The sequence below is a fragment of the Paenibacillus salivarius genome, assembly GCF_051307165.1.
In the GTDB taxonomy this organism is placed as follows: domain Bacteria; phylum Bacillota; class Bacilli; order Paenibacillales; family Paenibacillaceae; genus Fontibacillus.
In genome coordinates this window covers 3,284,350-3,306,534 of sequence record NZ_CP195592.1, presented here as the reverse complement: position 1 = coordinate 3,306,534, position 22,185 = coordinate 3,284,350, and the positions used below count along the sequence as shown (strand labels likewise).

The 22,185-nt window shown below is 51.5% G+C and carries 21 protein-coding genes; 13 read left to right on the top strand and 8 right to left on the bottom strand.

The genetic code is table 11. The features are described 5' to 3' along the window. The first annotated feature begins 2 nt into the window (after positions 1–2). Together ACSFXJ_RS15050 and ACSFXJ_RS15045 are read left to right on the top strand one after the other, a co-directional pair. Positions 3–401, top strand: a complete 399-nt coding sequence (locus ACSFXJ_RS15050) for a PqqD family protein (protein ID WP_435921155.1) — start codon at positions 3–5, stop codon at positions 399–401. 54 nt (positions 402–455) lie between these two features. Next, the gene (locus ACSFXJ_RS15045; protein ID WP_435921154.1) at positions 456–1,367 is read left to right on the top strand and encodes an S-layer homology domain-containing protein; all 912 of its coding nucleotides are present in this window, start codon (positions 456–458) and stop codon (positions 1,365–1,367) included. 83 nt (positions 1,368–1,450) lie between these two features. Here ACSFXJ_RS15045 and ACSFXJ_RS15040 read toward each other — a convergent pair whose 3' ends face one another. Then, on the bottom strand, positions 1,451–3,520 hold the full coding sequence (locus ACSFXJ_RS15040) for an ABC transporter ATP-binding protein (protein WP_435921153.1): 2,070 nt from the start codon (positions 3,518–3,520) through the stop codon (positions 1,451–1,453). A 14-nt stretch (positions 3,521–3,534) separates the two neighbouring features. Continuing rightward, positions 3,535–5,280 (bottom strand): ABC transporter ATP-binding protein, encoded by a 1,746-nt coding sequence (locus tag ACSFXJ_RS15035; RefSeq protein WP_435921152.1) that lies wholly within the window; start codon positions 5,278–5,280, stop codon positions 3,535–3,537. Between the two features lie 440 nt (positions 5,281–5,720). On the opposite strand from ACSFXJ_RS15035, the gene ACSFXJ_RS15030 reads away from it, so the two are divergent. Beyond that, positions 5,721–6,008 (top strand): HesB/YadR/YfhF family protein, encoded by a 288-nt coding sequence (locus tag ACSFXJ_RS15030; RefSeq protein WP_435921151.1) that lies wholly within the window; start codon positions 5,721–5,723, stop codon positions 6,006–6,008. A gap of 94 nt (positions 6,009–6,102) precedes the next feature. Here ACSFXJ_RS15030 and ACSFXJ_RS15025 read toward each other — a convergent pair whose 3' ends face one another. Then, positions 6,103–6,612, bottom strand: a complete 510-nt coding sequence (locus tag ACSFXJ_RS15025) for an ADP-heptose synthase (protein ID WP_435921150.1) — start codon at positions 6,610–6,612, stop codon at positions 6,103–6,105. Between the two features lie 116 nt (positions 6,613–6,728). On the opposite strand from ACSFXJ_RS15025, the gene ACSFXJ_RS15020 reads away from it, so the two are divergent. The 4 genes from ACSFXJ_RS15020 to ACSFXJ_RS15005 all read left to right on the top strand — a co-directional run bounded on the left by ACSFXJ_RS15020 (position 6,729) and on the right by ACSFXJ_RS15005 (position 12,755). Further along, positions 6,729–7,679 (top strand): phosphotransferase family protein, encoded by a 951-nt coding sequence (locus ACSFXJ_RS15020; RefSeq protein ID WP_435921149.1) that lies wholly within the window; start codon positions 6,729–6,731, stop codon positions 7,677–7,679. A gap of 42 nt (positions 7,680–7,721) precedes the next feature. Continuing rightward, entirely contained in the window at positions 7,722–9,482 is a 1,761-nt protein-coding gene (locus ACSFXJ_RS15015; protein WP_435921148.1) for an ABC transporter ATP-binding protein, read from the top strand. A gap of 396 nt (positions 9,483–9,878) precedes the next feature. After that, the gene (locus ACSFXJ_RS15010) at positions 9,879–11,441 is read left to right on the top strand and encodes a hypothetical protein (RefSeq protein WP_435921147.1); all 1,563 of its coding nucleotides are present in this window, start codon (positions 9,879–9,881) and stop codon (positions 11,439–11,441) included. Between the two features lie 27 nt (positions 11,442–11,468). After that, a complete protein-coding gene (locus ACSFXJ_RS15005; RefSeq protein ID WP_435921146.1) occupies positions 11,469–12,755 on the top strand; it encodes a hypothetical protein in 1,287 nt (428 codons plus the stop codon). Here the strand turns inward: ACSFXJ_RS15005 and ACSFXJ_RS15000 are convergent. The 4 genes from ACSFXJ_RS15000 to ACSFXJ_RS14985 form a co-directional block, all read right to left on the bottom strand. Further along, positions 12,752–13,168 carry a hypothetical protein gene (locus tag ACSFXJ_RS15000; protein ID WP_435921145.1) on the bottom strand — a complete coding sequence of 139 codons (417 nt, stop codon included), beginning with the start codon at positions 13,166–13,168 and terminating at the stop codon, positions 12,752–12,754. The two genes, ACSFXJ_RS15005 and ACSFXJ_RS15000, sit on opposite strands and share 4 nt — an antisense overlap. Before the next feature lie 7 nt (positions 13,169–13,175). Continuing rightward, positions 13,176–14,387, bottom strand: coding sequence for an EAL and HDOD domain-containing protein (locus ACSFXJ_RS14995; RefSeq protein WP_435921144.1), 1,212 nt, complete (start codon positions 14,385–14,387; stop codon positions 13,176–13,178). A 175-nt stretch (positions 14,388–14,562) separates the two neighbouring features. Then, positions 14,563–15,006 carry a DUF441 domain-containing protein gene (locus ACSFXJ_RS14990; protein ID WP_435925774.1) on the bottom strand — a complete coding sequence of 148 codons (444 nt, stop codon included), beginning with the start codon at positions 15,004–15,006 and terminating at the stop codon, positions 14,563–14,565. A gap of 14 nt (positions 15,007–15,020) precedes the next feature. Next, a complete protein-coding gene (locus ACSFXJ_RS14985; RefSeq protein WP_435921143.1) occupies positions 15,021–16,007 on the bottom strand; it encodes a YpdA family putative bacillithiol disulfide reductase in 987 nt (328 codons plus the stop codon). A 218-nt stretch (positions 16,008–16,225) separates the two neighbouring features. On the opposite strand from ACSFXJ_RS14985, the gene ACSFXJ_RS14980 reads away from it, so the two are divergent. The 5 genes from ACSFXJ_RS14980 to ACSFXJ_RS14960 all read left to right on the top strand — a co-directional run bounded on the left by ACSFXJ_RS14980 (position 16,226) and on the right by ACSFXJ_RS14960 (position 20,628). Next, positions 16,226–16,699: a DUF3939 domain-containing protein gene (locus ACSFXJ_RS14980; RefSeq protein WP_435921142.1), complete on the top strand. Its 474-nt coding sequence runs from the start codon at positions 16,226–16,228 to the stop codon at positions 16,697–16,699. Positions 16,700–16,830: 131 nt separating this feature from the next. Then, a complete protein-coding gene (locus ACSFXJ_RS14975; RefSeq protein WP_435921141.1) occupies positions 16,831–17,529 on the top strand; it encodes an HAD family hydrolase in 699 nt (232 codons plus the stop codon). A 376-nt stretch (positions 17,530–17,905) separates the two neighbouring features. After that, positions 17,906–19,021 carry a ribosome small subunit-dependent GTPase A gene (gene rsgA, locus ACSFXJ_RS14970; protein ID WP_435925773.1) on the top strand — a complete coding sequence of 372 codons (1,116 nt, stop codon included), beginning with the start codon at positions 17,906–17,908 and terminating at the stop codon, positions 19,019–19,021. Positions 19,022–19,163: 142 nt separating this feature from the next. Further along, the gene (locus tag ACSFXJ_RS14965) at positions 19,164–20,372 is read left to right on the top strand and encodes an MFS transporter (protein WP_435921140.1); all 1,209 of its coding nucleotides are present in this window, start codon (positions 19,164–19,166) and stop codon (positions 20,370–20,372) included. Positions 20,373–20,490: 118 nt separating this feature from the next. Next, entirely contained in the window at positions 20,491–20,628 is a 138-nt protein-coding gene (locus ACSFXJ_RS14960) for a hypothetical protein (protein ID WP_435921139.1), read from the top strand. Between the two features lie 51 nt (positions 20,629–20,679). Here the strand turns inward: ACSFXJ_RS14960 and ACSFXJ_RS14955 are convergent, their stop codons facing one another. Next, positions 20,680–20,919 (bottom strand): hypothetical protein, encoded by a 240-nt coding sequence (locus tag ACSFXJ_RS14955; RefSeq protein WP_435921138.1) that lies wholly within the window; start codon positions 20,917–20,919, stop codon positions 20,680–20,682. Between the two features lie 329 nt (positions 20,920–21,248). Here ACSFXJ_RS14955 and ACSFXJ_RS14950 point away from each other — a divergent pair, with 329 nt between their 5' ends. Then, a complete protein-coding gene (locus ACSFXJ_RS14950; RefSeq protein ID WP_435921137.1) occupies positions 21,249–22,055 on the top strand; it encodes a hypothetical protein in 807 nt (268 codons plus the stop codon). Positions 22,056–22,185: the final 130 nt, after the last annotated feature.

Below are 22,185 nucleotides of genomic sequence, written 5' to 3'. Positions count from 1 at the left end.
CCATGGGATTTTTAAGGAGAAAAAAGACCCCCCCGGACAACTTGCTGCATATGGTGCCGCTGTTACGTTCCCATATCGGCATGGAACCGGACGGAGAAAGAAAGGTAATCTTGCTTTTGCCGAGAACGAGTTGGCTGGAGCGGCAGTCGATCCGCTTTTTAAAGCAGCCGAAGCGGATAAAAGTCCATTTGGATGAATTGGGGAGCATGGTCGTTACCCATTGCAAGGGAAGGCATTCGGTGGAGCAAATCGCTTCGATCATTCGCGCAGAGTTTGGCGATGAAGCAGAGCCGCTATATCCGAGACTCGGTAAATACCTCGAAATTCTCGAGGCGAACGGATGGCTGACCTGGGTTCGGGAGAACCATCCCGCCGATCCGGAAATTCGGCTAGCCAAATAATAGACATGCAACATTTTCCTTGTGGCCAGCGTCAAGGGGGCAGAGGTGATATTCATGAAAATGATGAAGAAAAAGGCGGCCACGGCATTCCTGTTGTCCGGAAGCTTGCTGCTGGGATCCGCTGCATCGGCTTTTGCGTTCAGCGACGTGGAGGGCCAAGACGCAAAAATGACGGAATCGCTGCAGCAACGCGGCATCATCCAAGGAATTTCGAAAGACAAATTCGCTCCGAAGAGCAAGCTTACCGGGGCGCAAGGGGTATACATGATCGTCAAGGCGCTCGGTCTTGAATCGAAGCAGGAGCAAGGGGCGGGTAAAGAGGTGCAGCCGAACCAACCTTGGTACGCTTCCGCGCTAAAGGCGGCGGAGGACAACGGCATCAAGCTCCCGGATTCGTTCAAATGGAACGGGGAGCTTACCAGAGAACAGTTTGCGTATATTCTCGACCAGGCAATCTCGGCCACGGGAAATTATCCGATGATCAAAATGTTTATCGAGGTCAAGGATGCGGATCAAGGAAATGTCCATTATACCGGCAGCATTCAGCGGTTACTGCTTATGAAGATCGCTGAGTTGGACGATCAGGGCAAATTTTACCCGACCGCGTCCATCACGCGTATCGAAGCCGCCCGAATGGTGTACCAGGCCGCGGAATTCGTGAAGGCGCATCAGGACATGGAGCTGCCGGGGCAAAACGATGAGATATCGTTCTCTCTGGAAAAGGTAAATGACGAGATCAACAAGGTGATCATTACCCGTCATGCTCAAGCCCACCCGGGATACGGCATCCGCGTCGCCAAAGTCGAGTTCTCCAAGGACAATAAGGCAAAGGTTTATTACGAGCTCTTGTCGCCAGATCCGGACATGTTATATCCGCAGGTCATTACGGACACCAAAACCGAAACGTTCGTTTCAAGCAGGTTTGAAGTGGAGATTGCGGAGTTGAAGTCCAAAGCTTTGAATTAACATGAATTAAAAGAAGGCTGTCGCCCCTATGCAGTTCGCAATACTGCTGGATGGTGACAGCCTTTTTGTAGTTCATTGTTACATTACAGCCTTGTTGAAGCCGGCTGCATGGCAGGGAGGGCACCCGTAGCCGTGGCGTCCGTGCTACCGAGCTGCAGGCGATACATTTGATAGTACCGCCCGCCGAGCGCGAGCAATTCCTCGTGCGTCCCGCGTTCGACGATTTCTCCGCGGTGCAGGACGAGGATCTGGTCCGCGCTGCGGATCGTCGACAGCCGGTGGGCGATGATGAACGTCGTCCGCCCCCGCTTGAGCACCTCGAGCGCGGATTGGATCAGCGCCTCGGTTTCGGTGTCGATGTTGGCGGTCGCCTCATCGAGAATGAGGATCGCCGGGTCAAACGCCAACGCCCGGGCGAACGAAATCAGCTGGCGCTCGCCGGCGGACAGGGTGCTGCCCTTTTCCACGACCGGCTCATCGATCCCTTTGGGCAGATGCGCCAGAATGCGCGTCGCTCCGACGTCCTCCAGCGCCTTCTCGATTTGTTCGCGAGTGATGCGTTCGTCGCCAAGGCTTACGTTCGAGGCGATCGTGCCGGTGAACAGATACGGGTCCTGCAATACGATCCCCATATGCTGGCGGATCCACTGCTTCGGCAGGTCCTTCACCGGCTTGCCGTCGATCGTGATCGTCCCTTGCTGCGGATCGTAGAACCGGAACAGCAGGTTGATGATCGAGCTTTTGCCCGAACCGGTGTGTCCGACGAGCGCCACCGTTTGGCCTTGCTTGGCTTCGAAGGAAATGTTCTTGAGCACGTAATCGCGTTTGTAAGCGAACGATACGTCCTTAAACTCGACATTCCCTTTGTACCGCGGCATCGACCCGTCGGTCACGTCTTCGCCCGGTTCATCCATCAGCGCGAAGACGCGGCCGGCGGAAACCATGGACGAGTCCAGCGCGGCCAGCTGGTTGACCATCCCTGTGATCGGCTGGAACAACCGTCCCAGCACGTCGACGAAAGCGTACAGCACGCCGAGCGAGATGACGCCGATGCCGCTAAGCTGGGCGGAGCCGAAATACCAGAGCACGACGGCAAAGGCCAGATTGCGGATCACATTGACCAGGTTATGGGTCGTAAATGCGTTCAGATTGAGCATTTTGTTCTGGTTGGTCATGTAATCGTAATTCAGGTTCTCGAATTCCTCCGACGTTTGTTTCTGCCGGCGGAAGATGCGGATGATGGACATCCCCTGAATCGATTCGTTAATGATCGCATTAATTTCGCTCAGCCGCGACCGGATTATCGTATTGTATTTCGTCGCGAATTTCCGGTATAGTACCACCCACACCCAAATAACCGGCACGACGAACAAGCAGATGAGACCCAGCCGCACGTCGAGCAGGAAGAGGGCGGTATACACTCCGAGCATATTGATAATCCCCGAAAAAAAGTTCGCCAGTACCGCAATGAACAATTCCTTGACCGCCTCCGTGTCATTTGTGACGCGGGAGACGACTTTGCCTGCCGGCAGGTTATCGAAGAAATGGACCGGCAGCCGCTGGATATGCGCATAAACATCGATCCGCAGCTTCTGGATGACTTTGTTGGCCGAGGATTGCAGCCAGTAGGTTTTGCCGAATTCCATGACGATCGAAATCGCCAGGAAGACGAAATACCAGCCGACCAGGGTCAAAATACCGGGAACCTCCGGTTTGTAAAAAGAAAACACTTCCGCGGCGCTAAGCTTCACGCCGGGGTATTCGGCAACGGTGCCGTCCTTTTTCTCCAGGCGCAGCAAACCGTTTTCGAAGCTGCGATCGCCGGTAATATCGGTAACCGGTTCGCCGACAAAGATAAAGGACATCCCGACTTGCAGCAGGCGCACCTCGGTTCCGCGGGCTTCGTCTTCCGCAAAACGGTCGCCGCGCTTGTAATAATGTCCGTCGTAGGAAACGGATTCTTTCCCCGTATCCGTGGTCTCAAAGTACGGCCTTTCGATCGCCAGCATGTGATCGTCGATCATGGTCCTTGCGATGAATGGGCCGGCGAGCTCGGCCGCAACGCCGATGGCGAGCATCAGCAGCGCCAGAATAAATGTATTTTTCGCCGTCAGGGCGTATTTGAATAATGCTTTTCCCGTATTGGTGTGCAAATGAAGGCACCTCCTTATTCCGTCAGGTCGCTTTCAACCTGCTGGCGTTCATATTGTTCGCGATACCATCCGCCGAGCTCCAGCAGCGTTTCATGGGTACCTTGTTCAATGATGCGCCCTTTTTCCAGCACGATGATCCAATCGGCGTGTTCTACCGCGGACAGCCGGTGCGTGGAAATGAGCGTGGTCTTGCCGGAACGCTTATTCCGGATATTGTCGATGATCCGGGCTTCGGTCCGCGCATCGACGGCGGACAGGGCGTCATCGAGAATCAAAATCTCGGGATCGGCGATAAAGGCCCGGGCCAGCGACACGCGCTGTTTCTGTCCGCCCGAGAGGGCAACCCCTTTTTCGCCGACGAGCGTATCGAGCCCGTCGGACAGCGTGCCCAAATCCTGATCGAAGGCTGCGGTCCGGATCGCTTCCATAATGACTTCGTCCGGCGCGTCTTTCAATCCGAACTGGATATTTTGCCGGACGGTCTTGGAGAACAGGACTTGTTCCTGAGGCACGTAACCGATCCAACCGTGCAGCCGGTCGAGGGCGATTTGCTGAATCGGGACCCCGGAAACCGTCAGCTCTCCCGAGCCGGTCGGATACTCATGCAGCAACTGCTTCAGCAGCGTCGATTTGCCGCTGCCGGTTCTGCCGACGACGCCGAGCGTTTCGCCGCGCCGGATCCGTAAATCGACATCCTCCAGGTTGGTGACGGCCGAGGTCGGATAAGTAAATGTATAATTTCGGAACTCGATTTCTTCCGGCGACTTCACTTCGACCGGATTTTCTACGTCCTGAACATCGGGTACGACGTGTAGCGTTTCGTTTACCCGGTCCAGCGAGGCGCCGCCGCGCTGCATGACATTGATCAGCTCGCCGATCGCGAACATCGGCCAAATCATCATCCCCAGGTACATGTTGAAAGATACGAGATCCCCCAGGGTGAGTTCATTGTGAAACACGAGATAAATACCGTAGGTAAGACCGATCGCATAGCTTAGCCCTACGCACAGTCGGATGGTCGGTTCGAAATACGCGTCTACCTTGGCAACGGCCAGATTTTTTTTATACACGTCATTCGTGATATCCGCAAACCGTTTCTCATCGTTCCGCTCCTGCACATAGGCGCGAATGACGCGAATGCCGGCAACGGACTCCAGCACCTGGTCGTTCATGTCCCCGAACGCGTCCTGCGCGAGCGTGTAACGCTCGTGGATGATGCGTCCGTAAATCTTCATCGCCAAGGCGATGAACGGGAGCGGGATGATGGCAGCCAGGGTCAGCTTCCAGCTGATCAGCGTACTCATGGCGATAAAGATCACCGACAGGTAGGCGGTGGAATCGGTCAAGGTCAGCATGCCGAACCCGACGGTCGCCGAGACCGAACGAAGGTCGTTCGTCGCCCGGGCCATCAGGTCACCGGTCCGGCTCCGTTCAAAGAACGGAGGCGTCATGCCGAGCAGATGGTTCATAAACCGGGAGCGGAGAAGCCGCTCCACCAGATTGGAACCGCCGAATAATTTATGCATCCATATGTAGGTGATAAAATAGATTACGGCCAATACGGCAATCATTAATGTGATGTAAGTGGTCAGCGACTTCCATGTTACGGTTCCGCCCACGATATCGTCGATCGCGCTTCCGAGCAGCCTCGGTGGAGCGAGTTCGAGAATTCCGGCCAGAATGAGCAGGATAACGCCAATCAGATAACGCTTTCGTTCGCGGTGGAAAAACCACCCCAATTTTTTTAGCACGGAAAACATAGCTTAGGTTTCCTCCTTGTCTTTATTTCTCGGTTGAAAATAACCCGCCAAAGCCGAAAAAACAGCAAAAAAGGCACATCGTCCGAAAACGATATGCCTTAGATTCAAACATATGCCCGCGTACGTTACTTAAAGAGTAACCGCCGCGAGAATGAAAAAACGCCATTCTTAAAGCTCTTAGCTTGCGAAACGCGCCTACATTAGAACGCTGTCGAAGCCAGCAGGGTTACTTCGGTATTCTGTTGTTTGCGTACCGCATCGTAAAACACGGGCTGGATAAACATATTAAACACCGTCTTCACCCTTTCTAAATGGTAATTAATTCAAAACATGATCTCGTATGTTGACGATTTTATCACCGGCTTCGGCAAGGTGTCAATTTTTTTTTTGCAAATGGGCGGGTTTCGGCTAAAATAAAGAGAGTATAGGAGGGGTTGCTGATGATAGAAATTACCCAAGACGCGGCCAATTGGTTCAAAAAAGAACTCGGCTTGAAGGAAGGCCAGGCGGTCCGTTTATTTGCCAGATACAGCGCGGGCGGAAAGATCCACCCGGGATTTTCGCTCGGGATCGGGGTGGAGGATCCGGTATTTCCCGGCATTTCATCCAAGGTGGAAGGAATTACGTTCTTCATGGAAGAACACGACAAGTGGTATCTTGATGGACATAAATTAAAAGTGGTCTATAATGCCGCAGAGGATGACATCGAATACGAATATGAGCAGTAAAAAAGGAAAATGACCGGTCCACCAGGGGTGGGACGGTCATTTTTGATGAACCTTGCTTGCCTAAGCATGAAATCTCGTAATGTACGGACGGGCATTAATTCGTAAATATGCTGTCTTCCATCGCGAAATCAAAGTCGCCGATATCGAACACCTGAACCGGAGCTTCGGCTTCGATGATGCGGTGAATGAGTTCCACCTGATCGGTAAGCACGGGGACCGCTTCCCGCTGCGCGGTCAGGACGATCTCGGTTTCGATCGGGTCGAGCATTTCGCCGTACTGCTCGTTGTCCACCGCATTGATAACGGTCCAGGACACGTTGTCACCGAACAGGATGGCCGGGCTCTTGGACCAGGGAACAGTTAAGGCACGCTCCAGTTTTTTGCGGTTGAGCGGTTCTTCCAGATAGGAGATGAGCTCGCCGATCTTCTTTTTGACGTGGAGATCGTCCGCAGCATCGCTCATCAGCGGTTCCGGGCTATTTTGAAATTCATATAGTTCCATGACGGTGTTATAAGGGACAATATATTCGACAGGTGCCGAGGGCACCAGCAATTCTCCGTAAATCGCCACCATCACGGCTTCGATCACAAAACGTCGTGACATGGTAATCCTCCTACTGCAGACAATGACATGTTAATATGGAGTATATCATATTGAGTTTACAAATACAGCTTCCGCTGGAAAAATGCGCGATGGTCCAAGCAGAAGGGAGATGACGTATGAACATGGCACAACATCCTACAGCATCTTTAATGTCCGATAAAACACGGGCGTGGGTGGCGGATCTGGCAGGGCCATCCGCAAAGCTCTTGGCCGTCGAGCCGCTGAAAGGCGGCATTTCCTCCGCGGTATACGCACTGGAAATGGAGTTGAACGGCGGGAAACGGGTTCGGTGGGTGATGCGGCAATTCACCGACAAAAGCTGGAACGAGGCGGAGCCGGACTTAGCCCTGCATGAGTCGACGGTATTGAAATCGGCTTTTGCATCAGGCATGAAGTCGCCGGAATGGGTTGGCGCGGATTTTGAGGGGGAGCGGTGCGGCCTTCCCACCGTCGTTATGACTCGTTTGCCGGGACGCGTGGTCTTACCCGAAAATCCTCCTTCGGCAGCATGGCTTCACGGGCTGGCCGATGCGCTGGCAAAGCTGCATGGAGCAGAGGTTGAGCCGGTGAAGTGGAACTATTTTACCTATAATAAGGTTTCCGAACTGCAAATCCCGGAATGGTCGAAAGAGCCGGAGGCTTGGTCCGCCGTCATAGAACGGGTTAGAGGGCCAGCGCCGCATTACACGCCGAGGTTCATTCATCGGGATTACCACCCCGCAAATGTACTTTGGAAGGATAATCGGGTCAGCGGGGTCGTCGATTGGGTCAACGCGTGTATGGGTCCCGCCGGGATCGATACGGGACATTGTCGGTTAAACCTGGTCCAGCTGTACGGAGTGGAAACGGCGGATGTATTTTTGACGGATTATCTGGACTGTCCGGGAAGCGTTACAGAGGCGGACGATCCCTATTGGGACATGCTGGATTTAATCGAAGTGCTGGCATGGCCTCCGGAAGTGTATCCGGGGTGGATCGACCTCGGCTTTCGCGGTTTGAATGCCGAATTGATCGCACGACGGCTCGATGAATACGCGGTCAGCCTGGTTCGGAAAGCGATGGGTTGAGTTAGTAAGAAGATATAGGAATAGTAAGGATGTGCAGCTAAGTTGAAGCATTGGAGAGCTTATTTTTCATTTGTTAAGCCTTATACGAAATGGATCATTTTGACGTTATTCATCGGTATATTGAAATTCGGAATTCCGTCCTTGCTGCCGCTGGTGCAAAAATACGTGGTGGACGACATTCTGCTGACCGACGCGCTCGATCTCGCGGGGAAAGTGAACCGCTTGCTGATCGTACTGGGCGGAACCTTTTTTCTGTTCGTGATCGTCCGGGGGCCGGTGGAGTATGCAAGACAGTATTTTGCGCAGCTGATTACGGCGAGGATCTTGTTCGACTTGCGCAACAGGCTATATGAACATTTGCAGCGCCTGTCGCTTCGCTATTATCAGAATACGAAAGTGGGAGAAGTGATCTCCCGTTTCATCAACGATGCCGAGCAGACGAAAAACATCGTTGAAGTCGGCCTGATGAACGTATGGCTGGACTTGTTTACCCTGTTGTTCGTGCTTGGGTTTATGCTGTATTTGAACCCGCTGCTTGCCATCGTGTCGATCGCGATTTTTCCGTTGTACGCGATTGCGGTGAAGGTGCTGTATAAACGGTTGAAAAAGCTAACCAAGGACCGCTCTGCGGCACTAGCGGGAATCCAGGCGTATCTGCATGAACGAATCCAAGGGATCTCCGTCATCCGCAGCTTTGCGCTGGAACGCTATGACGCACGCCAATTCGGGGGAATCAACGGCAAGTATTTGGGCAAAGCGCTCGCGCACAGCCGCTGGAATGCCTGGACTTTCGCGATCATCAATACGCTGACGGATATCGCGCCATTGCTTGTGATCGGTTACGGGGGATACGAAGTGATTCGGGGGAATTTGACGCTCGGGACATTTGTGGCGTTCTTCGGCTACCTGGATCGGCTGTACGCTCCGCTGAAGCGGCTGATCAATTCCTCCACGATATTGACTCAGGCTTCCGCTTCCTGGGAACGGGTACTCGAATTGCTGGAAGAGCCTTACGATATGAAGGATGCGGAGGATGCGGCGACGTTGCCGGCGGGTTCGCACGGGGTTGCGTTCCGGAATGTCTGGTTCAAATACCAGGAGCAAGGGAACTGGGTGCTGAAAAATATATCGCTTCAGGTGGCCCCGGGCCAAACGGTCGCCTTTGTCGGAATGAGCGGCGGCGGCAAATCTTCGCTGGTCGGGCTGATTCCGCGCTTCTACGACATTCAGAAAGGCTCCCTGACGGTCGGGGGAAGAGATGTCCGCGAATGGACGATGGAAAGCTTGCGCAGCCGGATCGGCATGGTACTGCAGGACAACTTCCTGTTCAGCGGCAGCGTTCGGGACAATATCCGGCTCGGTAATCCGGAAGCCGATGAGGAAGCCATCGTCGCCGCGGCCAAGTCGGCGAATGCGCACGATTTCATCATGGCCCTGCCTCAGGGCTACGATACCGAGGTGGGCGAGCGGGGCGTGAAGCTGTCCGGCGGACAGAAGCAGCGAATCGCGCTTGCGCGCGTGTTCCTGAAAGATCCGCCGATCCTGATCTTGGACGAGGCGACATCCGCGCTCGACCTGGAATCCGAGCATCTGATCCAGCAATCGTTGCAGCATTTGTCCAAAAGCCGGACGACGCTTATCGTTGCCCACCGGCTGTCCACGATTACCCATGCCGATCTCATCGTCGTCATGAAGAACGGCTCGATTGCCGAGCGCGGCACGCATGAGGAGCTGATGGCGAAAGAGGACGGAGTATACGCGCAGCTGTATAATATTCAGAATCTGAATGGGCAAGGCCACTAAAACGCATACGTAAATGTATGATTCAGTCGAGTCCCGCCACATTCCCGGGTTGATCGGGGGTGGCGGGATTTTTGTGCATAATCCGTGTTTGCGAATTGGTCTATAGCGTGCTAAAGGTTGTGATTGGCGCTATTTGGCCGAAAACCGCGGATTCGAAAATGTAACGGTTGCCAAATTCGTTATTTCTACAAAAAGCAGTCTATCGGCGATTTCCTGTTCCGATAGAGCTGTTGGCAACCGATAGATTTTCAAAAAGCCTAAATTAAGCCAATAACCGCAATAGCAACCGTTAGAGAAATGACTACAGCCGCACGATGTAACTTTAACAATTTTGAATCCGCAACCAGGCGGTTCATAGTATAATTGAACCATTCAGTATGCGATTGGAGTGGCAACATGGACGGACAACTTTTAGCCCAAAGCCTGGTCAGTTTGAAGGGGACGGACCTTCGAATGGTTTACGCTCTATTGTTCAAGACGAATATCGGTCAACTTTTGCTGTCCAAGACAAAGGACCTGTTTTCGAAAGAAGACCAGGATCATTTTATGCGGCATTTGGAAGCGGAAGTGAAGCAACTTGAAAATACGGAGGATCGCGAGCTGCAAGTCAATTTGTTTCTTGAGATCACCCGGTTGCTGAAGCTCAGAGGGACCAAGTATTCGCTTCGGCAAGAGATCGAGGATCAATGCGATTTGATCGTTCATCATGTTTACGAGCAGTTCAAGAAACAGGACAAGCCGTTTTCCGCTTATACCGAGAATCAGACGCACGGAACCAAGCTGCAGCAAATGATCCAGTTTCAGATGGGCAAAATTTTTAGCGAGCTGGACGGCAATTTTAAAGATTTTACGGTCGAAGATCAAACGAAATTCGCGGCCCAGGTCAATGAATATATTCAAAGCTTGCCCGCGGACAAGCAGGCGAAAATCAAGGACAAGCTCGGTATCGACGACCTGACGGACGAAGTGGTCCGCAAAGCGATTGCCGCCAGCGGCACGAGTCTCGTGTTTGCGATCATCGTCGAGGTTAGCGGGTTCGCCTTTTATACGACGGCGACTTCGCTGGTCGCTTCTTTTGCAGGTTTGTTCGGCCTTACGCTGCCGTTCGGATTCTATACCGGGTTGACGTCTACGGTCGCCGTGCTGGCAAATCCGGTATTTTTGATTCCGGCCCTGTTAGGCGGAGGATTTTTTCTCGTAAAGCATCAGAATCTCGTTCTGAAAAAGAAACTCCTTCCCATTATCATCATGCAAATTGCGCTGCCATATATGAGCCAGGGCGGCGACTTTGTTCCGTTTGAGCCGTTCATTGAAGAGTGGGGGCGGCGCTACGATGTTTATGCAAGTCTGCTCGTAGATCTTGGAGAGCTGGAAAGCGCGCAAAAAGAATCCAAGGATAACATCCAGCATCATAAAATATTAATTCAATCTTACGCTGCCCAGACGACGAATTGCATTGCGAAGATCAAGGAGGAGAAGCAAAAAATCCACTCCTCGCTGAAATATACGAATTTGGAGAACTTACAAATTTCCGCATCTTTTTCCGCTCACCGGTTCGAATACCGAAAAACGGTCAAACGTATCGTCAAGCTGAAAGAGGACAAGGAGACGATGCCGGTCGGAACGGGCTTTCTCGGGAAACTCGGCAACAAATTATCGAAAATATCCGCCGGGATGGATATCAAGGAAGAGGAAAAGAAGCTGGACCGGATTCTGAACATGATGGTGGAAGATATTCTCCGATCCGACAGCCCGTACAAACAATCCGAGCGCGAGGGGATTCAAGCGCTGGAGCAAAAAATTGAAACATTGAAGAAGTCCAAAGAACTCGAGGAAAACGGGAAGCAAAAAGAAGAGCAAAAGTTGAAGGATCTCATCGATAAGCATAGCCGGTGCCAAGAAAAAATAGAGAAGCTGGAAAAGGAAAATTACGGATTGGCGGATTTGCAAACGAATTAACGAACAGATCGGAGCAGGCGGGGGAGTATGGGGACATTAAATCAGCGGTTTTGGCATTACTGGAAAAAAGGGATGTTTGACGAAGCTTTGAAATGTGCGGCGGATGAAGAGAAACCGCAGCAAAACCGGCTTCAAACGATGCTGTTCGGAACACCGGAGCAATTGAAACAGACGGGGCTCGTGACAGGGATCAGCGTCGGCGAGTTTCTTTATGATGTCATCATGATCAATCCGGCGGTGGTGGATGGACTTGATTTTGCGCGGACGGAAGATTTATCCTCGCTATTTACATTAAGCCGGTTCGCGAGTCACATCGATACGTCTACGGTTACTGGCGATGTCGCTCAGCTGCAGGGGTACGTTGCCGAGCAAATGGTTGCGGCCGAGCTGCAGGCCAAAGGGCATGAAGTCGAATTTCCAGCCACGTCCAACAATCCGGGGTGGGATATTCTGGTCGACGGACAGCCGTTTCAGGTGAAATGCATGAGCGATCCTGCAGGCGTTAGAGAACACCTGGATACCTATCCGGATATCCCGGTTTATATCAATGAGGAACTCGCTCCATATTTCGAGGGGAATCCGAATGTATATGTCACCGGCGTATCCCGCGAAGAGGTGCTGGAGGCCACGACTGCGACGCTCGAACATGCGGACGATTTGCTGGATTTTGAAATTCCCTGGATTACGGCGGGCGTGAGTTCGTTTTATAATATCAAGCGGATTTGGAAGGATGATGTTTCGATTAATCAGGCCGTGTTCCATGTTGTCAGCGATACAACGTCAAAGGTCATTTTGGGGTCGCTCGGCCAGAAAGCCGGCATCCTGGTCGGCACGTTACTGTTCGGGCCGGCAGGCGGGATTACGGGCGCGATGTTCGGGGCTTATGCAGGCGCAAGCCAGGGCGGCAAATTGTCGTCCGGCATCAAGCGCGTATTTTCCAAAAAACAAGAGAAAGAAATGATCGATGCGGCCGTACGCTTGTTTTCCGTCATCAGGGTACAGTTGGATCGGAAAATGGATATTAAGCAACGCAAAATGACGGTTCTTCGCGAAAAGCTCAACATTACGGGGGCGAACCAAAGTATTTTACATGAAGCGGAACGGAATTTCCGGAAGGAAACCGGCTATTTGTTAAATAAAAAAGAAGAGTTGTCGGGACTGGTTGCCGCCGTTCAAACCGGCTCGAAATTCGTATTGGACATTCTTCCTTCCGCGATGACCGTTATCGCCAAAACCGGCGTGCATCCGTTTCATTACCAGGAAGAGCTGCGTTTGCTGCAGCATGCAACGAAGGAATATATGAAGAAGGTTTAACGGACCGCACGCTGGCCTACATACGCCAGGAGTCCTTGTATGATCAGGAAGAGCAATCCCCCTGCGGCAAAAAGCGGCATAAGGGACCAGGGGGCGGTTACTTGAAAGAGCCAGCCGAACAATAAACCGGTAAACGCTCCTCCCAGAGCGTAACCCGGAACAAGGATGTAGCAACGATGGAAAAAGGCTTTGGTATTCGCATACTTTGCCGCCAAACCGTCGATAAAACCTGTGAGCGGAATCCCGATGACCAGATAAATCGCAAACAGGATCAGGAAGCCGATGAGGAACAAGGCCCAAAAAGGATGATAGGACACATTCGGGAGCTGTTCGGCTTTCGGCGTGTAAGCGGATAGGGACATCCAAAGCGATAGGATAAACGGACAGATGATAGCCGCAATAAGCTTGCTCATACTCACATCACTCCTGAAACTCATTCGCCCATTTGATCGCCAATATGTATTGCGAAAGCACGGTCTCATAATCGATCTTGCCGGCCAGAACAAACTTGTCGGCGCGGCTCCAGTCCGCGCTTTCAAGGCTGAGGATAAAGTCCAGCACCTGGCCAAGTTTGTTGCTTCGGCGGGTCAGTGCTTCTCTTACCTCTTTCGTCAAAGGCAGCTCGTGGACGACATCATTCATTTTTTTATTCAACAAAATATCGGCGGAGGAGAATAATCCTACCATAAAGTAATCGAATTGTTTCGGTTTCATCCCCAGTTGAAGGGACAGCAGCTCCATCATTTTTCCCCGGATCAGCGAGGTTTTGATCAGTTCCTTGTTATGAACGTTTTTTATGTCTTTCAGCATGAGCAGATACATCCATTTTTTCAATTCGTCCGTTCCCATACGAACGAGCGCCTGCCGAATAGAATGGATTCGGTTTCTTGAACCGTAAAACAAGGAGTTGGCGGCTTTCAGCAATTTATACGTAAGACCCAAATCCTTCTCGATAATCTCGGCCATATGCTGATAGTCGGGTTCATCGCGGTTCAACTCATCGATAATCCGGATGACGCTGGACTGCATGATTCCGATTTCTTTTCCGTGGACGACGATAGGCTTGCTGAAAAAGTAACCCTGAAACAATTCGTATCCTAACCGGCGCGCAGCAAGGAATTCATCCCTGTTTTCAATTTTTTCCGCCAAAAACGTGATGCGGTATTTCTCTTTATAAGCTTGGATCAGTTGGCTTTGTTTGTTGAGGCTGACGGCGGAAAAATCAACCTTGATCATATCCGCCAATTCAATCAGCGGGGATAATTTATCGTCAAACGCGAAATCATCAAGAGCCAGCACGTATCCTCTGTCTTTCAATTTTCTGCAGGCTTCGATCACGGCTTCCGTCGGTTCCACGCGCTCCAGAATTTCCACCACGATCCGTTCTTTCGGCAGCAGCAGCGGAATTTCCTTGGCCAGCATTTCTCCGGAAAAGTTGATGAAGGCGCGTTTGTTATCGGTAAGATCGCTCAATTGGAAGACCAGGAACGAATTATTGATCAACTCCGCCGTAGCCTGATTATCATCGGAGCCTTCATAGAAATTGTTCATGCTTTTCCGATAAAGCAGCTCGTATCCGTAAACACCCAAACGGCTGTCAAAAATAGGTTGTCTGGCTGCATAAACATCCATCAGCGATTGTCTCCTGCATCATTGGTTTCATCCATTATATACTACCTTAGGCCTAGTTTAATAGTAAAAAACCACTTTTGATTTTTCGTGAAGCATTATATTTATACAGGAATATCTATAATATAAAAATAAAGGCACCATCCTTGCCCCATAGGCGAAGACGGTGCCTTTTTCATTACAGCTTGCCGACAAACAGCGATAAAATGCCGGCGGCGATCAGCGGTCCGACGGGAACGCCGCGAAAAAACGCGACGCCGAGCACGGTCCCGATCAGCAGCCCGGCCACGACGGTCGGCTGGTTGCCCATCAAAGCGGCTCCCCGTCCGCCCAGCCAGGCGACAAGCATGCCGACGGCGATCGCGAGCAGCGACTTCCAATGGAAAAATGAAGCCCACAGCGTTTGAAGCGATAATTTTCCACTGGCGACCGGTGCCATAACCCCGATGGTCAAAATGATGATCCCCACGGTCAAACCATATTTCTCAAGCCACGGGAAAGCATAGTGCATATGCAGAACCCGGATCAGCAGCAGAACGATCATGGCTACGGTAATCGGCATGTTGGAACTGAATATGCCGAGAGCCGCCATCACCAAGAGCAGCAATGACAGGGTGTCCATTTGATTCATGGGGACTAGCTCTCTCTTAAACCGGCAATATGATCGGCAATCAGGCGCCCGTGGCCGCGACCGGTTTCAATGAATACCTCGTTGGCGTTACGTCCCGAGGCGATGACCCCCGCGACGTAAATTCCCGGGATGTTCGACTCCATCGTTTCCGGGTTGAAAACGGGCTTTTCCATCTCGCCGGACATTTCCACGCCGGCATCCAGCATTAACTTGCGGTCAGGGCGGAAGCCCGTCAGGGCCAGTACGAAATCGTTAGCCAGCGTCTCCTGTTTGCGGAGATCCACCGACTGGACGACGATTTCGCGCTCTTTGATTTCGATCACCCGGTTTTCCAGCAGAAGCTTGATCTTGCCCTTGGCGACCATACTGTCGAAGACCGGTCTGACCCAAGGCTTGACCGACTCGGACAATTCCTTGCCCCGGTAAATAACCGTCACGTCTGCATCGACGCGGACAAGCTCCATCGCCGCATCGACAGCGGAATTGCTGCCGCCGATGACGGCTACTTTCATTCCGGCATACGGATGAGCTTCCTGAAAATAATGGGATACCTTTTCGGTGTCCTCTCCGGGAATGCCGAGCATATTCGGATGGTCGAAATAACCGGTCGAGATGATGACATGCCGGGCGGGATACGTCCACTTTTCGCCGTTGCGGGTTACCGAATGGACGATAAATGTGCCGTCAGGCTGGCGAACGATCGAGGTCGCCTCTTCATATGCGGCAATTTGAATGCCATAATGTTGACTGACTCTCCGATAATAAGCGAGCGCTTCGTGGCGGAACGGCTTCTCGTTGGGGGAAACAAACGGAATGTCCCCGATTTCCAGCATTTCCGCAGTGCTGAAAAACTGCATATGCGTCGGGTAAGAGAAGATGGAATGCACGAGGCAATTTTTTTCAAGGATGAGCGTATGTAAACCTCGCCGCTGGCATTCGATGGCGGCGGACAGTCCGCAAGGACCCGCTCCGATGATAATAACGTCTTGCATGGGAGTCCTCCTGTTTTTGATTTGCTTTCCGAACATTATCAATCCTACCGCAAACGCGGAAGAATATCCAGAGACGTGCCCGTAACCGGGTTCGGCTTGTCCATGGTATGTCTATTCTATGAAGAATGGTTCAAAAGACGATCATAATACGAATAAAAGGATATAATAATATTGTAAGCGTTTCCCTAAACAACGAGTTCAGATAGGAGGCTCCTGTCATGCTGCTCTGGATAAAAAATATACGCAACCGCAGGAAATCCACAGGTTCTCCACGTTCCGTTCAAGTGACGCTGGAAGAGGTCAAACAGGCAGTGCTGGAATATGAAGCCGATATGCCGGACGGTATAAACCGGAAATCCTTGCTGTTGCCCGACGGTAGTTTGGATTTGCAAAGATTGTCCCGTTATTTGGGCGGGATCACGGACCAAAAATTTTATTTGTCGCGCGAGACTTACGAAATATTCGAGGAGGACGACCGGGAGATTCCTTATTTTCTCGATCTCGTGCAGGTGGCCGTGGACGTGTATGTGGAAGATACCGGCAAGCTCCCCGTTTTGAATCCGGCCCCGCCGTTCCAGGTCGATGTCGGCTTGCTGCAAAGGGAGCATTACCTGAAAGAAATCCCGCCGTTCCCGCTCTACATCACGGACCAGGAAATGCTGCTCACGCACCGTCCAAAGCAGGTCATTTGAGGCTTGGGAGAGCAATATCCCGCAAAAGCGCAAATCCAACAACATGGAGATGCGCTTTTTTTGTTTGCGGCCGCATTGACAGCCTGTTCTAAAATAGAGAATAGAGACGAAACAGAAAATGAGGGATAAGCATGGAGCAGATTAAAGCGGTTCTGTTTGATTTGGACAATACGCTGATGGACCGGGACTGGACGTTCCGGGAATTCGCCGGGCAGCTCATTCGCGAGAAGCTGAAGGTGAGCGACCCGGAGGAAAGGGAGAGAATTCTCGCCTATATGATCGAGAGCGACGCGGATGGTTACCGGCCAAAGGAGGGATTTTTCCAGGAGCTGATCGAGACCTTGCCATGGACGGCAAAGCCGGATTTAACGGAACTCAAAGCTTATTACGACAAAAACTATATGTCGCACGCCCGCGTGATGGATCATGCGGAGGATGCGCTTGAGGCTTGCAAGTCGTTAGGTCTGAAGCTGGGGATCATAACGAACGGATTCAGTCATCTGCAGCACGGAAAGATCGATTTGCTGGAGCTGCGCCGGCATTTCGATGCCATCATCGTTTCCGGCGATATCGGCATTAAAAAACCGGACGAACGCATTTATCGCATCGCATTGGAAAAGCTGGGAACGTCCCCCGAAGAGACGATTATCGTGGGCGACCATCCCCGCAACGACATTTGGGGAGCCTCCAAAGTAGGGATCCGCGGAGTGTGGCTGCTCAGAAAGCACGCCTGGTCCGATGATCTTGAGGGAGGAGCGCCTTGGCGAACCATTAACGGTTTGGACGAGATTGCCCCGATGCTGCAAGCATGCTGTCTGCCGTCAAAATGATTTTCGGGCGACGGGTTGACAAATGTTTCCGGGTTCGAATATGATGTAGACAATTCTTTTCAAGGAGGCTGGTAATTATGTACGGAGTAAATCAAAGCGTATTTGCGACAATCCAACATTTAATTACGGTCTCTGGACGGGATAACTGTTAAAAGGCGCCTTTTATTGTCGTTTGCACGACTTCTAATCGCCTTTGATCATGGATGCTGCCGCAGGACCGTATTGGTCCTGCGGTTTTTTCATTTTCCTGTAACGGTAATTGCCGTTATCAGGAAGGTTAAGACGCGGGTTAGTTAAACCGCGTCTTTTTTGTTGTTTTAGCCTCTTTGAAAGGGTATTTCAAAACGAATTGGAGGAAACGAAATTGACTTTAAAGATGGGCAAGCATGGCGAGAACGACATTCTGGATATGAATTCGCTCGGCTGGAATTCCAAATGGGAGGCTGCCTTTGCGGAGCTCGGGCTTAAAGATGTCGAACCGGGCCGGATCGTAGCCGATCACGGACACAAATACAGGGTGATCACGAAGCGGGGCGAAGGCTGGGCCGAAATGTCCGGAAAGCTCCTGCACGAGATCACGGATCGGAGCGATCATCCGGCAGTCGGGGACTGGATTGCGCTTCGGTATTTTTCGGAAAGCGAAAAGGACGGGATCATCCATGGAATTTTGCCGAGATCCAGCCGCATATCAAGGCGCGCTGCGGGCTCGGTACCGGTCGAGCAAATGATTGCCGCCAATGTCGACGTATTGCTTCTCGTTGCCGCGTTGAATTTTGATTTTAATCTCCGCCGCCTGGAACGTTACCTGGTGATGGCGTGGAACAGCGGGGCAAGTCCGGTTATTTTGCTCAGCAAAGCGGATCTGTGCGAAGATCCGGAGCATTTCGTCAGGGAGACGGAAAATATAGCTCCCGGCGTTCCCGTTATTGCGGTCAGCGCCATTAAAGATCAAGGAAGAGAAGAACTTGAATCCCTGCTTCGGCCAGGCATGACGATCGCGCTCACGGGCTCCTCTGGGGCAGGTAAGTCGACGATCCTGAATTGGCTGGCGGGGGAGGAGATGCAGCTTACGCAGGGGATCCGGGAAAACGACAGCCGCGGACGCCATACAACGACTCATCGGGAAATGTTTGTGCTGCCGCAGGGAGCGGTGATGATCGATACACCGGGAATGCGCGAGCTACAGCTTTGGGACGATGCGGGCGGAGGATGGTCCGAAGTCTTTACGGATATCGAGGAATTCGCTTCGCAATGCCGGTTCGGAGACTGCCGGCATGAACGGGAAGCCGGATGCGCGGTGCAGGAGGCGCTCCGAAACGGCGAGTTGGAGCGAAAGAGGTTTGATAATTACCGCAAAACCCAGCGGGAATTGAAATATCAAGCCTCGAAGGAGCAGACGCGCCAAAGGAACGAGCGCAAGCCGGCCGCCAAAAAAGAAGCGCGCCGGAGTAAAGGCGAGCAGCGGAGGCGTTTCGAGCGGGAATTGGACTAAACGTAACGGAGTATTAGGGTTAGCAACGGTTGCCGTTTCAAAATGTGAAGTTTTCAAACGCTTGTCCGCCCCGAAAGTGCTACAATAGAACAACAGTTGTTCACCGGGGAAAATAGTCGAACAAGCATGGGGGTGGACAAGAATGGAATTCCCCTGGAAAAGAAATCTGTACGTTTTGTGGCTTGGCGTGTTTTTTTCCAGTACGGCTTATTCGATGTCGATCCCGTTCATGTCCCTGTTTATTGCGCATGATCTCGGCGTCACAAAGCATTTGACGTTGTGGTCGGGGTTTGCCTTCGGGATTACTTTTTTGGCAGGGGCGCTCATTTCTCCGTATTGGGGCTCGCTTTCGGACAAATACGGACGCAAACCGATGCTGCTCCGTTCCGGGTTTGCTTTGTGCGCGGTTTACATTCTCAACTCGCTGGTACAAAGCCCTGTTCAGCTCATTGCGGTGCGGATTTTATCCGGGCTTCTGTCCGGCTACGTTCCTGCGGCGATTGCGTTGGTCGGGACAAATACGCCCGAAAACAAAGTGGGATATAGTCTGGGAATCATGTCGACGGCCAGCGCGGCGGGAGGCATTATCGGACCGATGATCGGCGGCTTTGTCAGCAGGTATTTGGGCTACAGGGAATCGTTTCTGGTCGCCGGCGGCGTCGTGCTCTTCTCGGCTTTGATTGCCTTGTTCTTCGTGAAGGAACAGAACTTTGACCGGAACCGGGAGCGTTCGCATGTCCTTGACGACTTGAAGGAAGCGAAGGCGAATTCCGCATTAATGAGACATTTGGGCGTCGTCCTGATCGTGACGGCTTCCGTGATGGTGCTTGAACCGCTGCTATCGCTGTATGTGCTTGATTTAGGTGCTTCAGCTTCGGACGCCTCTTTAAGTTCGGGCATCATTTTTTCGGCGGTCGGAATCGCCACGGTGCTGGCTGCTCCGTTGTGGGGAAAGATCGGCGAGCGGATCGGCTACCGGAACACGCTCATGATCGGGCTTTTGGGAGGCGGGATCGGGAACATTTTGCAGCTGTTCTTCCACAGCCTCATCGGGTTTGGCGCCCTTCGCTTCATATATGGCTTGTTCTTTGCCGCCGTTTTTCCGGCTTTAAACGCCCTTATCGTCAAGGCGACCGTACCTGAGTTTCGCGGCAGAGCCTTCAGCCTGAACCAATCGTCCAGCCAGCTTGGCAACATGGCCGGCCCGATTACCGGCGGCGTGTTGGCGGGATATGTCCCCATATCCGTCGTATTCGTGCTGAATGGAGTTCTTCTGACCGTAACGGCTTGCGTGCTTCTGATTGGAATAGGGAGCGGGGGCGTGAGACGGAGGAAACATGTCGAACTCTAAGAATCCTTGCCAGACATGGGTTCTGGCCGTTTAATCCTCACGAATCGGGTTAAATTACGAGTAAGATACAGGAAAAAAGTTCCTGCGTCGGACCATTTACCCTTTGGAGGGATAGGACATGGCCATAGACCGGTTTATCATCAAAAAAATCGAAACCTGCACCTATGAACCGATGCGCCTGAATTTGCTGAAATTATTCCTCATCCGGATCGAGAAGGCGATGCTCAAAGAAGAGGCCCAGAGAACGGGAATATAATCCGTTGTCCGGGCCTCTTCTTTTCATGACTTTATACGATGTCGTTTCAATTTAGTAGAGGGAAAGTGCCAGAGTGTCGAATTCGCTTTTGCTGTGCAAAATCGCTTCGGAGCCTTCGATTTCGATGCTGATCAACGAGCTCAAGCATTTCTTCAGCGCCTGTTTCCCGTACATAAGCTTGTTCTCCAGCGCACTGGTCAGCAGCTTCAATGTACGCTGCACGGGTTGTTTGGTATCGGTGTTGAAATATACGGGAACTTGGCTGTTTTGGAAAGTTATTAGAATTCTCATAGTTAATCACCTCTATACAGTGGTCTCATACTATACATTGTATAGTAGATTTCTTAAAAAAAGATTAAGATAAGATTATAATTCAATTAAGGTTTTGTGACGAAGCGGTGTGGAAATGATTGATTTCCATGCCTTTTTTAATATTACGTTACACCGTTAAAAAAAGTTTCAGGCATCATAAAAAGATGTGATTCAAAGACTATTTTTATGGGTAGATTGTAATAGATTTACATAATTTTCCGAGCAACCCAGTTTAAATCAGTGGTATGATAACTTCAACAAACATAGAGAGAACAGTTTCAACCACGGGAGTAAAAGGAGGCGGACCGATGATCGTTACTGACCTGTCGAAGAAAGAAACCGTTGTGCTCGAGTCGAAGGAATTGTCCTTTCTGGCCGAGCTGCTGGGCGCGGATTGCCAAGATTGCAAGGTAAATCCTTTTCGCGGATATTTCCAGGGAGGCTTGAAGGAGGACACGGATGAAATCCGCGACTCCCTCATCGCCAAAGGCGTTCTTCAGCAGGCTGCCGGACAGGTGGAAATTTCGCAACAGATGTTGTCCAGCCTTGCCGCTGTTCTGTTCGCGGATAAAGCTTGTTGGATGAGGTACAAAACGGAAACCGAGATGGTTGAAGAGGTTTTGCATATTTCCGATGAACGGATTGTAGCCCTGCAGCGAAAAGAGGATGATTCCGAGCTTCTCTTCATGGACGAAATCGGAAATGTACGTCAGGCTTGCGGAATGCTGGCCGGAAAAATGAGGTGGAATTTGCATACACCGGATGAACTTCCGGCACTTTTGTTATCCAGGCGGAAGTTTGCGGAAATCGTAATGAAACTGGACGAACTCGAATGGGAAGAAATTTTGTCCGAGTTGTCGGCGGTTTCGGATGATCACGAAGGTCTCATCGCGTTTGCTAAATGCATGAAGACGAGTATCGCCCATGGGGATTTGCGTTTTTATGCAAGGCAGGGCGGAGATTGGGAAAGCCAGAGCGCGAAATTTATAAATAATCATCATATGAATTGGCTCATACGTTCGAGCTCCAGAGAAGAAGAGGATTGGCTTATTGCTACGCCGACCACGAACGCAAAATTCCAGGAGATGTTGGAATCCTGGATTCAACAGTCATAAAGCATTAGATAGATTTTATCGAGCCCGTGAGGGGCTCTTTTTTTTGCGAAAAATAGTTGATTTAACCGTATATAGTGTATATATTGTATATATACAATTAAATCAAATGAATTTATTCAGGAAGGTGAAT